The following is a 14,896-nucleotide window of genomic DNA, read 5'->3' on the forward strand; positions in this document are numbered from 1 at the left end:
CAGATCGTTCGGGCGGGTCATTGCACACTCCAATCGCTCAGGAGGGACCATGCAACTGAAGTTCTCGAATAACATCATCACCGGCAACCTTGGCGGGAAGCCCATTCAGTGCGTGGTACGCATGAGCCAGGGAACCGGGTTGCCGATCTCCGGCGAATACACCGTCCGTCCCCCGACGAGCGATCCAATTTTCGGTCGGACGGCGCTCGTGATTCTGTCCAAGTCTGCCGTGAGCCGTGCGGTGGATCCGCTCAAAGAAGCGAAGCTCTTTACTCCGGGCCGGGTGAGCTGGGACTATATAAAAACGCCGTCTGGCGCCCCTCAAGCAGGTGTGCAGATGCTGATCCTGAGCGACAAACCGATCGCAGGCAGGAACTGCCTGATCGTGACCCTGGGGTTTGCCGATCTCATGTCGGGGCTCGACGCATCGGGAGGCGCGACGCTCACCGTGCCTTAGACCAGCGCGCGCGCTCCAGGAGGACGGCGTACTCGCCGGTCCACCGCAGACAATCGAGCAGCGACGCTTCGAGCGCACTTGGCGAGGCGGCGCGCGCTTGAGCGACGCGCACGTGGGCCGCGAGGAGGTGTTCGAGATTCTGACGGCTGCAATGGTTGCGCGCGAGCCATCGGCCGAGGTCCATCGAATCGGCGAGCGCGCGCGACTCGCAAAACGTCCGTGCCTCGTCGAGGAGCGCCGCCGATTCGATCGTCCCGCCATCGCGCCGGGCCCGTTCCGCCGCAAGCCACCAGCCCAGCGCCGCCGCGTCGGTCCGCGCGGCGGCTTCCGGATCTCTGCGCAGTTCGGCAAGCACCATCCCGTCGCTGCCGTCCGCCGGCGCCAACGGCAGCTCGGCGGCCGCGTTCTGCGCCTCGTCCCAGAAGACCGTGTGCTCGAAGCTCCAGGAAACACGTTTGGGGCCGGGATCCTCACGCATCAAATCGGCGATGGCCTGAAGCATGGCAAGCGCGTCCACCCGCTTTTGATCGACAGCACCACCGGGAAGCCAACGATGAAAGGCTCCGAGCTCCTCTGCGGGCACGCCCATGGACGCGGCCAGTTCCAGAATGCGATCGTAGGAACGCTCCGGATAGAACAACTGCTTGGCGATCCGTTCGAGGGTGGCCTGGGCGCCAGCGTTGAGTACACCGTCGGTGTGCGCCCTGGCCAATGTCGCACGGATGTTCACCATCGCTTCGGAGCCAGCACGATACTCGTGCTCGGCCCCCGGGTGCGCCACGGCGACCTCGTCGTCGTCTTCGAGGACGCCATCGCGGAACGCTTCAAAGATCGCGCCCACGCCGATCATGCCGAATGGCGCCAGTTCGGCGGCGCGAAGCGCTCCCATGCTGGCGCTGCCGAAGACGTGGATGCCCTCGCTCATCGCCCACAGAATCTCTTTGTGCCAGACCGCGGGGACGCGCTCGAAATAGCCATCGATGAGGCCGATCGCAAACGGGCGCCGGAGAGACGCGCGGTAGACGTCGCCTTGCGATGCCGGCGGAAGGCAGACGGCCTCCAGGCGCTGCCCGGTTTCATCCGGAGAGAGCGTCGGGCCCGTAAACAGGATGACGGTCATGTCGCCGTGTCGGAGGACCTACGGCGTCCGGCGACGTCGGACTCGAGCTCCATGCCGGGGACGACCGCCCGAACGACGGTCAAGCCAATCTCGGGAAGCGTCAGGTCGATCAGAACCATGCGATCGTGACCGGCTCGTCGAAGTTGCCTGAGCTCCTGGGCCACGTCTTCTTCAAAGGTCTCCGCCTCGAAGGTCGGTGTCCGGGAAAAGTCCCGAACGCCTTCGACCAGAGCCCGCCGCCGCATGGTGTCCCGATAGGCCGCCTCCGTCGCGACGATGTACTCGTGACGAGATGCATCGTCGCGTGCGCCGGAAATGACGGTGAGGCGGGATTGCGCGGCCTCTGTCAGCGCACGGAGGAGCGCGATGTGACGCACGGGATGGCAGCCGGTCCCCATGCTCGGCGAAACAGGCCGGAGCGGATCGTCGGCGCGATCGACAATCAGGCACCGGAACGCCGCCACGCCCAGGTCGCTCGTCGTGTCCCAGACGGCGACGGCGACGCCCGCCCGCACGTAGCGCGCCAGCACGTCCTGGCAATCGGGATCGTCCACCGTCTTCAAGTCGAGACAACGGGCCTCCTGTTCGGTTGCCCTCAAGCGGGAAAACCGGGCGTCGGCATCGCGTTCGATCACCTCGCACATGGCGTGAGATGCAGCCTCCAGGAGGTTGTTGCCCGCTGCCAGACCGTTGCTCGAGCACGTGAAGCAGGACAGATCGAATCGCATGCTGGCCGTGTACATCGTGTGAACCAACTGGAACGGCACCCACATCTTCTCACCGTGTATCCAGTCTTCGCCTTCGACCCAGAGGAGTGGAAGATCGGCACGGAATGCGCTGCCTGAAGGTCGCGCAATCCGATCGACATCGATCACGGGCTGATCGGCGCGAAGGTCATGAAACGTGGCGAGCCTCAGCGGCAGGATGATGTTCTCTGCGTGGTAGCTTTCCGCCGTTTCCATAACGGCGGACGCTTTCGCGGCATCGAGATCCAGCCCTTTGCCCTGCGACACGGCAAGCGAGCGCGAATTCGGCCGGCAGGCCAGGGCGACGGGAATGCCGATCGTATCCAGGCCCGTGATGTTCGCCACGCGAGTGATCCCCATCTTCGGCAGGAAGGGGCCAACACGGGCGAGCGTCTCCCGCGGCGGGATCTGACGATGAGTGCCACGCGTGTATCCCTTGGGAGCGTGCTCACCCATCGGCACGGTCGTGCCTATCGGTAGATTTTTGGCTCACCCGCCCGGAGGAGCTTCGGCGGCTCCTGGAACACGATGGTGTTGTGCTCCGCAAATACCGCATCCTGTCCGTCGCCAGAACCACATCGCCATCCACGCCAGTTGATCCTGTGGCCGACTGCCGGCAGGATAACCCATGCTAACGCGGCGTGTCGTATTCCTTCGATCCCTCGCGCTGATCGGCCGCTGTCGCCATCCCTGGCAGTGATCCGCTCGCCGATGGCCTGGCGGCGCTATTCGGTCCGGATTGCGCGAAGCGGATCTATCCGCAGCGCGCGCACGACGGGGAGCAGCGTGCCGGCGGCCGCCATCGCGACCGTCAGTGCGACAACGCTGGCGAAGGTCGCGGTGTCGAACGGCGGTACGCCGGCGAGGAGCGACTGCACCGAGCGGCCGGCGGCGTAGGCGAGCGCCACGCCTGGCACCAGCCCGGCTCCCAGCAGCAAGGCCGACTGCGACGTGATCAGCGCGAAAATGTCGCGCCTCTGCGCGCCGAGCGCCATGCGGATGCCGATTTCAGCGGTCCGCTGCGACACCGCGAACGACAGCACGCCGTGAATGCCGATCGCCGCCAGCAGGAATGCGACTGCCGCGAACCCGCTCAACACCTGAATCTGGATCCGGCGCGACGCCGTCGTGCGATCGACCACGTCGGTCATCGGCCGCAGGCCGTAGATCGGCAGATCGGGATCGGCCGCGCGAATGATGCCGGAGATCGCCGGCGCGAGCTGGGCGACGGGCGTCGAGGCGCGCACGACGAGTGCCTTCGGCGTGTAGCCCCAGAACCAGCCGTCGTCCACCTGGCGGTTCGGCAGGTAGACCTGCGGTTCGCTGTTGCGCTCCAGCCCGCGCACCCGGATGTCGGCGACGACGCCGACGATCGTGCGATCTTTCGTCGCGAAGTTGAAGTGGTGGCCGATGGCGTCCTGCCCGGGCCAGTAGCGCTTGACGAAGGACTCGCTGACGACCGCCACCATCTGCGTCTTCATCGTGTCCGAGTCGCTCACGTCGCGGCCCGCGCGGACCGGAATGCTCATCGTCTGGAAGAAGCCCGGGGTGGTGAAGCGCAAGCTGGCGGTGTTGTTCTGGCGGCGCTCCAGCTCGGCGCCGTTGATCCCGACCGGCCAGATGCCGCCGCCCCAGACCATCGGCAGGCCGCTGATATAGGCGGCGCTCGTGACGCCAGGCAGCGCGCGGATCTGATCGAGCAGACGGAGGTAAAAGGTACTGCGTTTGTCGGTGCCCGCGTACTTCGCGGACGGCAAATCGGTCTGCAGGGTGAGGACGCCGTCCGCACGGAAGCCCGGATCGCGTCCCTGCAGGGTCCACAGCGCGCGCACGAGCAGGCCGGTGACGACGAGCAGGACGACCGTGCCGACGACTTCGGCGGCGACCAGAACGCCGCGCAGGCGCTGCCTGCGGCCGCCGATCGCCCGCGCTCCCTCCCGCAGATCCTGGACGCCCGCATCGGAGCCGGCACGCAGCGTTGGCGCGAGCCCGAAGATCGCCGCCGTTGCGATGGTGAGGACGGCGGCGAACACCAGGACGCGCACGTCGACGCCGGGCCCCGCCGGCGTCGGCATCTCGATCGGAATCATCCGCCAGATCAGCGGGACCAGGACGGCCGCCAGGGCGACGCCTATGGCGCCGCCGATGGCCGACAGCACGACGCTCTCGGTCACGAGCTGGCGGATCAGCCGTTCGCGTCCGGCGCCAATCGCCGTGCGCACGGCGAGCTCCTGGCGGCGGCCGAGCGCGCGTGCGATCAGCAGGTTGGCGAGATTGGCGCAGACGATCAGCAGGACGCACAGGGCGGCACCGCTGAGCGCGAGGACCGTCAGGCGCGAATCGTCAGACAGCTCGGATCGGAAGTCGCGCACCAGCGCATCGGTGTCCGCGTCCTCCTTGGGGAACTGCCGGCGGCTCTCCCCGGCGCGCACCGAGAGCTCGCTCTGCGCCGACGCGAGTGTCGCGCCGGCGTGCAGCCGTCCGACGCCATAGAGGAAATTGTTGGACCGATCCTGGTAGTCGCCCTGGTTGAGGCGCAGCGGCCGCCAGAATTCCGCCTCGGCCGACGGAAACGTGAACGATGGCGGCATGACGCCGATGATCGTGTAGGGCTCGTCATCGAGCCTCGCGGTCTGCCCGATGACCGCCGGATCGCCGCCGAAGGTAGCGCGCCACAGCGAATCGCCAATGATGAGCACCGGCGGTGCGCCCTCGCCGTCTTCGCCGGCGCGGAACACCCTGCCGAGCGCGGGCTGGACGCCCAGCGTCGGCAGCAGGTCGGCCGTCACCCAGGCGCCGGATACGCGCGAGGGTTCACCGGTGCTGGCGAGGTTGGCCGACACCGGCGTGTAGGCGCCGGACCGATCGAGCGAGCGGCTGCCGCGCCGCCAGTCGTCGAAGTTGGCCGGCGACAGTTCCATGCGCCCGTAGCCCGGCTGCCGCTGCCAGATCATGACGAGGCGATCGGCATCCGGGAACGGCAGCGGCCGCAGCAGGACGAAATCGGCGACGGAGAACGCGGCCGTGGTCGCGCCGATGCCAAGCGCGATGATCACGATCGCGGTGAAGGCGAACCCGCGTGCGCGGGCGAGCGTGCGGGCGGAGTAGCGCAGATCCTGGCGGAGGATGTCGGCGTGCACCGCCAGGGCGTTGCCGAGCACTTCGGGAATCGCCGCGGCGAGGAGCCAGGCGCGCCCCCAGGGCCCGTCGGCTTCGCGCCGCCGATCCGCATAGGCGAGCGTCATCTCGCCGCCGTACTCGTGGCGGAATGACGCCGGGTAGAGATGGAGGAGCCAGCGATAGAGACGCATCACGCCTTCCCGGGCGCGAGCCCGCTCGCGCGCGCCAGCCTGAGCATCTGCGTGAGCCGCCGCGCCTCCGCTCGTGCCACTTCGCGCCCGAACGGGGTCACCCGGTAGTAGCGGCGACGCTCATCGTCGTGCCGGGCCGGCCGCGACGCGAGTTCGACGATCAGCCCCTGCTCGAGCATCCGCTGGATCGAGCGGTAGAGCGTTCCCGGACTGAGCGTCAGCTCGCCATCGGTCCGGCCGGCGATGTCCTGCATGATCGCGTAGCCGTGCCGATCGCCGTCGACGAGCGCCACCAGGATCTGGAACGTCGCCGGCGGCAGCGGCATCAGCGCGTCGGTGTCGGGATTAGTCACAGGGTGATTATATCCACACTGATGATAGTTGGACGTGGGACGCCGCCGCTGGGTTCACCGGTCAGGAGCGCCGGCCGCGGCGAGCCGGAAGTCGGACCCTATGGCGCGATCGGCAGCCGCACCGTGAACGTCGATCCGCGTCCGGGCGTGCTGACCGCGTCGACGGTGCCGCCGTGCGCCGTGACGTAAGCCTTGACGAGCGAGAGGCCGAGGCCGAGGCCGCGTTCCGAACGGCTCGGATCGGCTCGATACAGCCGGTCCCAGATGCGCGGCAGGTGCGTATCGGCAATGCCGACGCCGGTGTCGGCGACCGTCACCGTCGCCCACCCATCGTCACGGTCCGCCGCCAGCCGCACCTCGCCCCCGTCGGGCGTGTACTTGATGGCGTTGTCGAGCAGGTTGGCGAACACCTGCCGCAGCCGATCGCGGGCGCCATCGACGATGACGTCGGCGCCGGGCTCCAGCCAGACGCGCACGTGCCGGGTCTCGGCCACGTCTTCGTAGAGCTCGACGACGTCGGCGAGGAGATCGCGGAGCGGCACCGCCTCGCGCCGCAGCCGCAGTACGCCGGTCTCGGCCTCGGAGATGTCCATCAGGGTGTTCACCATCGACAGGATCCGCTCGGCTTCTTCGAGGCAGTCGGCCAGCGCCTCGCGCTGCTGTTCGGGGTCGCCCGACTCCAGCCCGCGGCCGGCGACGGCGCGCAGCCGCGCGATCGGCGTGCGGAGGTCGTGGGCGACGTTGTCGAGCGATTCGCCCATCGCGCCGATCAGCCCGTTGATCCGGTCGAGCATCGTATTGAACAGCGTGCTCAGCTCGTGGACCGCGTCCCCCTGGCCGTCGCGGGCCGGCACGCGATCGTCCGTGCGCCCCGTGCGGATGATGGTCCGCACGACCTCGATCAACTGATAAATCGGGCGAACCGTCGAGCGGGTGAGCACCAGTCCGCCGGTGACGCCGACCGCCAGCGCCACGAACGAGACGAGCCCGACGACGATCTCGAAGCGCCGGAGCAGGGCCAGCCGGATCTCGTTGGTCTTGCCGACTTGCAGGATCGTGCCGTCGGGCAGCTCCGCCGACGCCACCTCGAGCACCGCCCGTCGATCGTGTCCGAGCTGCTCGCCGCTCGTGTTCGCGCGGTCTTCGAGCTCCTCGACGTCGTAGCTGCGCCAGGCCTGCGGCTCGCGCACGAATACGGCGTCGCCGCCGAACGGCCCGAACACCCGCACGAACAGGCGCTCCTGGTCGCCGGTCCGCTCCTCGAGCTCGACGGCGCGCTGGAGCGCGCCGAGACCGCCGAGCTCGTAGCGCGAGCCGTACTCCCGCAGCGTGGCGCGGATGATGTCGTGGTCGCGCTGGGCCAGCGACGAGGCAAGCAGCGCGTAGGTGATGGCCACCAGCCCGATCATGCTGATGGTGAAGACCGCCGCGTACCAGATCGACAGCCGCAGCCCGAGGGCGCGGCGCAGGGTACTCATGCGGACGCACCGGGCGGCCCGGCGGCCGCGGGCCGGAGCACGTAGCCGACGCCGCGCACGGTGTGCAGCATCTTGTCGGCGAACGGCTTGTCGACGCGGTCGCGCAGCCGGGAGACGAGGACGTCGACGACGTTGGTGTTGGGATCGAAGCTGTAGCCCCAAACGTGCGACAGAATCGACGTCTTCGAGACCACGCGGCCGCCGTTGCGCATCAGGTACTCGAGCAGCGCGAATTCGCGCGGGCGGAGCTCGATCTGGCGCCCCTCCCGCTGCACCTTCCGGGTCAGCAGATCGAGGGAGAGATCGCCGACGCTCAGCCGCGTCGGCTCCGACGCGCCGGTGGCGCGGCGGATCAGTGCCTGGACGCGCGCCAGCAGCTCGGCGAAGTCGAACGGCTTGGTGAGGTAATCGTCGCCGCCCGCCTGCAGCCCGCGGACGCGGTCGTCGACCGTGCGCTTGGCGCTGAGGATCAGCACCGGGATCCGGATCCCGCGCGCCCGCAGCGCGTCGATCAGCGCAAGCCCGCCGAGCTGCGGCAGCATGACGTCGACGATCGCCGCGTCGAACGGCTCGGCAGCGGCCCGATCGAGTGCGGTGCGTCCGTCGGCGGCGTGCTCGACCGCGAAACCGGCCTCGCGCAGGCCACCTTCGACGAAGCCGGCGATGGTCGGGTCGTCTTCCACCAGCAGCACCCGCATCTGCCGATCATGCCACGCGTCACCTTTCACGTATGTAACGGTCGCGACAGCGGCCGGCAAGGGTCCCCGCCGTCTAATAGTTCAGAGGTGATTCGCAACGATGACTAACGGATATTTCAGAAAGGGCGCCGTCGCAGCCATTGCCGCTGCCGCCGTGTCCCTCGCGGCGTGGAAAACGCCGCAGGCCAGCAGCTATCTGTTGGCTGCCGGCTCGACCGCCGCAGTCGCGACGGCGCCGGCTGGCGTGGTGCCTCCCGCTGTCGCCAGCGCCAGCTATGCCCCGGTCGTCGAGCGTGTGATGCCGGCGGTCGTGACGATCCGCGTCGAAAAGCGCGCGTCGTTCGCTCCCGCCGACCAGCAGATGCCCGACGAGCTCTTCCGCCGCTTCTTCGGCGAACAGGCGCCGCAGCAGCGCGGCCGCCGCATGCCGTCCCCCGTGGAGCGCGGGCTCGGCTCGGGTGTGATCGTCGCCAAGGACGGTTACATCCTGACCAACAACCACGTGGTCGACGGCGCCGATTCGGTCAAGGTCGACCTGCCCGACCGCCGCACCTTCAATGCCAAGGTCGTCGGCACCGACGCCGCGACTGATCTGGCGGTGGTCAAGATCGACGCGGCAGGCCTGCCGACGCTGGTCGTCGGCGATTCGGACGCCGTGCGCGTCGGCGACGTCGTGCTTGCGGTGGGCAACCCGCTCAACGTCGGCGAGACGGTCACCTCCGGCATCATCAGCGCCAAGGGGCGCCAGACGCCCACCGGCGACGACAGCTACCAGGATTTCCTGCAGACCGATGCGGCGATCAACCACGGCAACTCCGGCGGAGCCCTGGTCAACGCGGCCGGCGAGCTGATCGGGATCAACTCGCAGATCCTGTCCCCCTCTGACGGCAACATCGGCCTCGGCTTCGCCATTCCGTCGAACCTGGCCAAGCACGTGATGGACGAGCTCGTCGCGAACGGCTCGGTCCGCCGGGCCAAGCTGGGCGTCACGATCCAGGGCATCTCGCCCGACATGGCGCAGGCGATGAACCTGCCGAACACGCGCGGCGCGCTGGTCAGTACCGTCGACGCGGGATCGCCCGCGGAGAAGTCGGGGCTGAAGCAGGGCGACGTCATCACGCAGTACAACGGCAAAGACGTCCCCGACAACAACCAGCTGCGCAACGTCGTCGGCAACACGCTGCCCGGCACGAAGGTGCCGGTGACGGTCCTCCGCGACGGCCGTACCGAGCACTTCGACGTGACGCTCGGCACGCTGGACGCGCCGAAGGCGAGCGCGCACGGCCGCTCGAACGGCGAGCGCAGCAGTGAAGGGCGCTTCGGCATGGCGCTGCAGGACGGCGACAAGGGCGTGGTCGTCGCCCAGCTCGATCCCAACGGCGTCGCCGCCGAGAACGGGCTGCAGGAAGGCGACGTGATCACCAAGGTCGACGGTAAGGCCGTGAAGTCGGCGGTCGACGTCAAGGACGCGCTCGACCGCAAGGACGGGAAGCCGACGCTGATGGTCATCGAGCGCTCCGGACAATCGCTGTTCCTGACGTTGCGCGCGCAGTAAGGGACGGCTGCCAGCTCCCGGTCTCCGGCTGCCGGTTCCAAAACAGCCGTTGTTCATATAGCGAGGGCTCGTGGTTCATGACCACGGGCCCTTTTTGCGTGCATTGACACGGGCGGCAGGCACAGACAAGGATGGGCGAAGGCGGAGTGGGGCACATCGGAGACCGGCCGCCGTGTCCGCTTCTATCGGCTGACGCCGGGCGGACGCAGGCAGCTCGAGTCGGAGATGAGCGATTACGAGCGCGTCAACGCGGCGATTCGCGCCGTGCTGAGGACGGCATGATCGAGTGGCTCGCCGGGATCGGGCGCCGGGTCTGGTTCCTCCTGAACCGCGCCCGTCTCGAGCGCGAGCTTCGCGAGGAAATGGCGGCCCGCGGGCCGACTAGCGGTGCCGCCATTTCGCCGCCGGGCCCCCCGTTACTCGGCGCGCAGCGCGATGATCGGATCGACCTTGCTGGCGCGCCGCGCCGGCAGCCAGACGGCGACGAAAGCAACCGCTGCGAGCACGAGCGGCACGCCGCTGAAGACGAGCGGATCCTTGGCCGTCACGCCGAACAGGAACGCGGTGATCAGCCGGGCCAGGCCGAACGCCGCCGCCAGGCCGATCGCCACGCCGATGAGCGACAGCGCCATCCCCTGCGCGATCACCATCCGCCGAACCTGCGCGAGCGGCGCGCCGAGCGCCAGGCGGATGCCGATCTCCTGCGTCCGCTGTTCGACCGAGTAGGCCATCAGCCCGTAGATGCCGATCGCGGCGAGCAGCAGCGCGCACGCGCCGAACACCGTCATCACCCACATGTTGAAGCGCTGACGTGAAATCGACGTCGAGACGATCGAATCCATCGATTCCACATCGGTCACCGGCAGGCCGGTCGCCTGCCGCACCGTCTCCTGGATCTGGCTGCTGAGCGATTGCGGCGGCACCTGCGTCCGCACGACCCACGCAATCGGCGTCAACCCGACGTTGAGGGCGTTGGCGAGATCGGGCACCTGCGCCTGCGGGATCCACATTTGCGGCTGCGGATCGCTGTCGAGACCGCCCGCCTTGGTATCGGCGACGACGCCGATGATCTGCCGGTCGGACTCCGCTTCGAACTCGCGCATCACTCCTTTGCCGATCACCAGCTTGTCGGTGAGCGGATCGCCCTTGGGCCAGAACTGCTTCGCCATCGCCTCGTTGATGACCACGACCTTGGTCGCCGCGGCGGTGTCGCGATCGGTGAACGTGCGCCCGCGCTTGACCGGAATCCTGAAGACTTCGAAATATCCGGGCGAGACGGTCGCCCAGCCGCCGCCGCCGTGGTACGGGCCCTGGCTGTCGGCCGCGAGCGGGCGGCCGACGATGCGGAAGGGCAATCCGTAGCCCCCCTGCAGCGGCACGCAGCACGTGGCGCTCGCCTCGACCACGCCGGGAATCGCTTTCAGGCGGTCGACGCCGTTGTGAATGAGCTGGTCGACCGCGACCGACTTGTCGAACTGCGCGCCCTTTAGCGACATCCGCATCGTCAGGACGTTGTGCGTGTCGAATCCGGGATCGATGCGGCCGAGCGCCATCGCCGTGCGGATGAGCAGCGCCGAGCCGATCAGCAGCACCATCGCCAGCGCGACCTCGACCACCACCAGCACCGAACGTACCTTGTTCTGCCGGAAGCCGGTGCCCGACCGTCCGCTGCTCTCCTTCAAGGTCGTCGTCAAGTCGGTCTTCGAGCTCTGGAGCGCGGGAATCAGTCCGAACAAAATGCCGGTCCCGAGTGACACGGCCACCGTGAAGGCGACGACCCGCCAGTCGAGGCCGACGTTGACGCCGTCGGTGCCGAGGCGCGGCAGGCCGGCGGTGTTGATCGACAGCAGCGCGCGGATGCCGGCCCAGCCGAGCACCAGGCCGAACAGGCCGCCGGCAATCGACAGCACGACGCTCTCGGTTAGCAGCTGGCGGATGATCCGCGCCCGCGAGCCGCCGATGGCCGCGCGGATGGCTATCTCGCGACGGCGTCCGGTGGCCCGCACGAGCAGGAGGTTGGCGACGTTGGCGCAGGCGATGAGCAGCACGAACCCGACGGCGCTGAGATAGACGTAGAGCGACGATTTCACGTCGCCGCGGACGAGCGCGTCGCGGACGGTCAGCACGCCGAAGCCCCCCTGCGGGCCGATCCCGCTCTTGGGGAACTTGGCGCGGAAATTGGCCGCCGAGGCCTGCATCCTGGCGTAGGCCTGCTGCACCGTGACGCCCGGCTTGAGCCGCGCCATCACCTGGAAGTAGTGCCCCTGATCGTTCGTGTTCGGATCGAACTGAAAGAGCGTCCAGACCTGCGGCGTCGGGCCGTACTCCCGGAAGTCGAAGGTATTCAGCACGCCGACGATGGTGTACGGATCGTTGCCGAGCGAGATGCTCTTGCCGATGGCGTTGGGATCGGCGTTGAAGCGCGACTCCCAGAGGGCGCGGCTGATCACGACGACTTTCGGACCCTGTGGCTGGTCCTCGTCGGGGGTGAAATTGCGTCCGAGCAGGATCGGCGCTCCGGCCAGCTTCAGGAAATCGGCGGAGACGCGCGCCGATTTCAGCTGCTCGGGGAACGTCCCGCCGGTGTAGTTCATGACGCCGGTGTTGAACGCCGACACGTCCTCGACGATGTCGGTCTGCTGGCGGTAGTGCATGAACTTGGCAGGGGAGGCGGCCGGTCCGCCGGGGCCGCGCGGCGACGTGTTGATGAACACGACCACCCGTTCCGCGTCCGGCATGCTGACCGGCTTGAGCAGCACGGCGTCGACGACGGAAAAGATGGCCGTGTTGGCGCCGATGCCCAGCGTGAGCGCGGCGACCGCCGCCAGGGTGAACGCCGGGCTCTGCGCGAACATGCGCAGCGACTGCCGGAAATCGCGGATGAAAGACTCCATTGGCCCTTAGACGTCAGGAGGGGCTAATTTGTTGGGAGATCGGTCAATCCGGGCCCCGGGCGGATAGGAAAGGCGTCGGGCGTCCAGGCCTGAACGAAGCGCGCCGTGTCGGACGCTGGGACGAGTGCCCAGACGGCGCCGCCGAATCCAGCGCCGAAGCTGCACGCCGCAAAGGCGCCGGCAGCGCGCGCCGCGCGGGCCACCGCGACGGATTCGGGGATCTGGTTGCCCAGCAGATGCTCAGCGTCGCGCTGGGAGTCGTCGGCGAGCCGGCCGACCTCGTGCGCGTCGCCGCGTTCGAAGGCGGCCAGCGCCGGCAGGACGCGGCCGCTCTCGCGAATGAAGTGATCGAGGCGGTTGCGGCGGCCGCCCGCCGTCTGGCGCAGCCAGTCGAGGGCGCCCGGCGCCTCGAGCGCCGCTGCCAGGGAGATTGCGGGTGTCTCAGCCGCGGCGTGGGCGTTCCAGGCCTCGAGCAGCGCGGCGGCGTCAGACGAAAGACGGTTGAAGGCCTCCTGCACGCGGCCGGTCTTGTTGGCCTTGACGCCGCACGTCCCGACCACGAACTGCCAGTCGACCGGAACCCGTGCGGCGCCGAGCCCGCGCGAGGGGAGGAAGCCGAAGGCGAGCACCCGTTCGGACGCACCCGCGACGATGGCCGAGTGATCTTCGCTCCCGCCTTGCGTGCCGACGCCGACGTCGCCCGCGAGCGTCCCGAAATCACGGCCGTTCTCGATGCAGGCGTAGTAGCCGGCGGCGTCGAGCCGGTTGCGGATGTTGCGCTGCCACTGCGCGGTGTCGTGCACGCCGCCGACGCGACAGAGCGCTTCGGCGATCGCGATGACCAGCGCGCTCGAACTGCTCATGCCCGAGGCCGGCGGCAGATCGCTCGCGATGACGACGTCGGCGCCGAAGCGTTGACCAGGAAAGTTCGCGGCAAGGCGGCGCGCGGTCGTGTCGACGTAGTGCCGCCAGCCGGAGAGCCGCGTGCGGGCGCGTCCGGGCGCGAGCAGCAGCGACTCGCCGCGTCCCGCGTCGACCACGCGAATCGCGTCGTCGACGCGCGGCGACGCGGCGACGGCGAAGCCGCGCGGGGCGGCGGCCACCAGCGCGTGGCCGCCGCCATAGTCGGTATGTCGGCCGAATACTTCGAGGCGGCCAGGGACGAACCACGCGTGCCCAGGCACGTCGTCCCGAGTCGTGTGCCAGGCGGCGAGGAGGCGGGCGAACAGCGCCTGCTTGCGATCGCGCTCAGCGGCATCGAGACCACGATCGACGAGCGCCTCGACGAGCGCCGCCACGTTCATGGCCGCGGCACCGCGCCGGCGAGCCGGTGTTCGACGTCGCGCGCATCGGCGCGACGAGAGAGATCGAGGACCGGACCGCGCGCCGGCAGGGCGCGGAACCGCACGCCGCGCCGCATCGCCAGCGCCACCGCCTCGGGCAGCTCGAATTCCCCACGCGGCGATCGGTCCACATCGCGGCACGCGGCAAAGATGCGTCGGTCGAAACGCCACAGGTTCATCGACACCCCGCCGGCGTCGAGGATCGGATCCGCTACGGTGCCGATCGCGTCTGCCGGTTCGGGCGGCAGAGGGACGGCGGGCTTTTCCACGATGCGGGAAAGATATCCCGACTCGTCGACCGCGACCAGCGCGAACGCGCGGACGCGATCGGCCGGAATATTTCCGGTGCGGACGAGATCGGCCGCGTCGAACACCGGGAGTCCGGGTTCGCCGAGCGAGATGAGATCGCGCAGCACCGCGGCGGGATACAGGTTGTCGCCGTTGGCGACGAGGAACGGCTCGCCGCCGCTCCAGGCCTCGGCGGCCAGCACGGCGTCGGCCGTGCCGCGCGGCTCGGGTTGGACGACGAATTCCAACGCGACGCGCGAGGGTGGATGCGCGGCATAATGCGCCGTGGCGGGGCCATGGTCGGGCGCTACGACGACCCCGACGCGCGAGACACCGGCGTCGGCCAGCGCGCTCAGCGCGTAGTCGAGAAACGGACGACCGGCGATCGGCATCAGGGCCTTCAGCCCGGCCTCGGCGGCGCGCTGCTGATCCGGTGTGAGCGCCGCCGTTGTGTCGCCCTGCCGCATGCGCGTGCCGAGGCCACGCGCCAGTACCAGCGCGCGCGCTGTCGAAACGGCCATCTGCGTCAAAATATCTCACTACGAGGCAACTCAGCCCTGAAATACGATCCGAGCGAGCGAGGCACCGGAAGGTATCTCGCTATCAGCCCACGCAGCCGCGAAAATACGATCCGAGCGAGCGCCGCGAGCGAG

11 protein-coding genes are annotated in these 14,896 nt (G+C 68.8%); 2 read left to right on the forward strand and 9 right to left on the reverse strand.

Features of this window, described 5'->3' with window-relative positions; translation table 11 throughout:
* Positions 1-49: 49 nt before the first annotated feature.
* Positions 50-457, forward strand: a complete 408-nt coding sequence (locus tag VGI12_04605) for a hypothetical protein (GenBank protein HEY2431935.1) — start codon at positions 50-52, stop codon at positions 455-457.
* On the opposite strand, the gene VGI12_04610 is transcribed toward VGI12_04605, so the two are convergent.
* The 6 genes from VGI12_04610 to VGI12_04635 all read right to left on the reverse strand — a co-directional run bounded on the left by VGI12_04610 (position 444) and on the right by VGI12_04635 (position 8,163).
* A complete protein-coding gene (locus VGI12_04610) occupies positions 444-1,577 on the reverse strand; it encodes a TfuA-like protein (protein HEY2431936.1) in 1,134 nt (377 codons plus the stop codon). The two genes, VGI12_04605 and VGI12_04610, sit on opposite strands and share 14 nt — an antisense overlap.
* The gene (locus tag VGI12_04615) at positions 1,574-2,779 is read right to left on the reverse strand and encodes a YcaO-like family protein (GenBank protein ID HEY2431937.1); all 1,206 of its coding nucleotides are present in this window, start codon (positions 2,777-2,779) and stop codon (positions 1,574-1,576) included. The genes VGI12_04610 and VGI12_04615 overlap by 4 nt, the downstream gene beginning before the upstream one ends.
* Positions 2,780-3,048: 269 nt before the next feature.
* Positions 3,049-5,634, reverse strand: a complete 2,586-nt coding sequence (locus VGI12_04620) for an ABC transporter permease (protein HEY2431938.1) — start codon at positions 5,632-5,634, stop codon at positions 3,049-3,051.
* Positions 5,634-5,987, reverse strand: coding sequence for a PadR family transcriptional regulator (locus VGI12_04625; protein HEY2431939.1), 354 nt, complete (start codon positions 5,985-5,987; stop codon positions 5,634-5,636). The genes VGI12_04620 and VGI12_04625 overlap by 1 nt, the downstream gene beginning before the upstream one ends.
* Before the next feature lie 98 nt (positions 5,988-6,085).
* On the reverse strand, positions 6,086-7,465 hold the full coding sequence (locus VGI12_04630; protein ID HEY2431940.1) for a HAMP domain-containing sensor histidine kinase: 1,380 nt from the start codon (positions 7,463-7,465) through the stop codon (positions 6,086-6,088).
* Positions 7,462-8,163 (reverse strand): response regulator transcription factor, encoded by a 702-nt coding sequence (locus tag VGI12_04635; GenBank protein HEY2431941.1) that lies wholly within the window; start codon positions 8,161-8,163, stop codon positions 7,462-7,464. The genes VGI12_04630 and VGI12_04635 overlap by 4 nt, the downstream gene beginning before the upstream one ends.
* Positions 8,164-8,263: 100 nt before the next feature.
* Between VGI12_04635 and VGI12_04640 the strand changes: the two genes are divergently transcribed.
* Positions 8,264-9,718: a DegQ family serine endoprotease gene (locus VGI12_04640; protein HEY2431942.1), complete on the forward strand. Its 1,455-nt coding sequence runs from the start codon at positions 8,264-8,266 to the stop codon at positions 9,716-9,718.
* A 416-nt stretch (positions 9,719-10,134) separates the two neighbouring features.
* On the opposite strand, the gene VGI12_04645 is transcribed toward VGI12_04640, so the two are convergent.
* Genes VGI12_04645 through VGI12_04655 form a run of 3 tightly spaced genes read right to left on the reverse strand, consistent with a single transcriptional unit; the run spans position 10,135 to position 14,764 of the window.
* Positions 10,135-12,612, reverse strand: coding sequence for an ABC transporter permease (locus VGI12_04645; GenBank protein ID HEY2431943.1), 2,478 nt, complete (start codon positions 12,610-12,612; stop codon positions 10,135-10,137).
* 23 nt (positions 12,613-12,635) lie between these two features.
* Complete coding sequence (locus tag VGI12_04650; GenBank protein ID HEY2431944.1) at positions 12,636-13,916, reverse strand: galactokinase family protein; 1,281 nt, start codon at positions 13,914-13,916, stop codon at positions 12,636-12,638.
* Positions 13,913-14,764 (reverse strand): nucleotidyltransferase family protein, encoded by an 852-nt coding sequence (locus VGI12_04655; GenBank protein ID HEY2431945.1) that lies wholly within the window; start codon positions 14,762-14,764, stop codon positions 13,913-13,915. Before VGI12_04655 ends, VGI12_04650 begins: the two co-directional genes overlap by 4 nt.
* Positions 14,765-14,896: the final 132 nt, after the last annotated feature.

This window comes from Vicinamibacterales bacterium, assembly GCA_036496585.1.
In the GTDB taxonomy this organism is placed as follows: domain Bacteria; phylum Acidobacteriota; class Vicinamibacteria; order Vicinamibacterales; family 2-12-FULL-66-21; genus JAICSD01.

Coding starts and splice junctions, on each gene's coding strand:
- VGI12_04605 (HEY2431935.1), top strand. CDS start 50: ATGCAACTGAAGTTCTCGAATAACATCATCACCGGCAACCTTGGCGGG.
- VGI12_04610 (HEY2431936.1), bottom strand. CDS start 1,577: ATGACCGTCATCCTGTTTACGGGCCCGACGCTCTCTCCGGATGAAACC.
- VGI12_04615 (HEY2431937.1), bottom strand. CDS start 2,779: ATGGGTGAGCACGCTCCCAAGGGATACACGCGTGGCACTCATCGTCAG.
- VGI12_04620 (HEY2431938.1), bottom strand. CDS start 5,634: ATGCGTCTCTATCGCTGGCTCCTCCATCTCTACCCGGCGTCATTCCGC.
- VGI12_04630 (HEY2431940.1), bottom strand. CDS start 7,465: ATGAGTACCCTGCGCCGCGCCCTCGGGCTGCGGCTGTCGATCTGGTAC.
- VGI12_04635 (HEY2431941.1), bottom strand. CDS start 8,163: ATGCGGGTGCTGCTGGTGGAAGACGACCCGACCATCGCCGGCTTCGTC.
- VGI12_04640 (HEY2431942.1), top strand. CDS start 8,264: ATGACTAACGGATATTTCAGAAAGGGCGCCGTCGCAGCCATTGCCGCT.
- VGI12_04645 (HEY2431943.1), bottom strand. CDS start 12,612: ATGGAGTCTTTCATCCGCGATTTCCGGCAGTCGCTGCGCATGTTCGCG.
- VGI12_04650 (HEY2431944.1), bottom strand. CDS start 13,916: ATGAACGTGGCGGCGCTCGTCGAGGCGCTCGTCGATCGTGGTCTCGAT.
- VGI12_04655 (HEY2431945.1), bottom strand. CDS start 14,764: ATGGCCGTTTCGACAGCGCGCGCGCTGGTACTGGCGCGTGGCCTCGGC.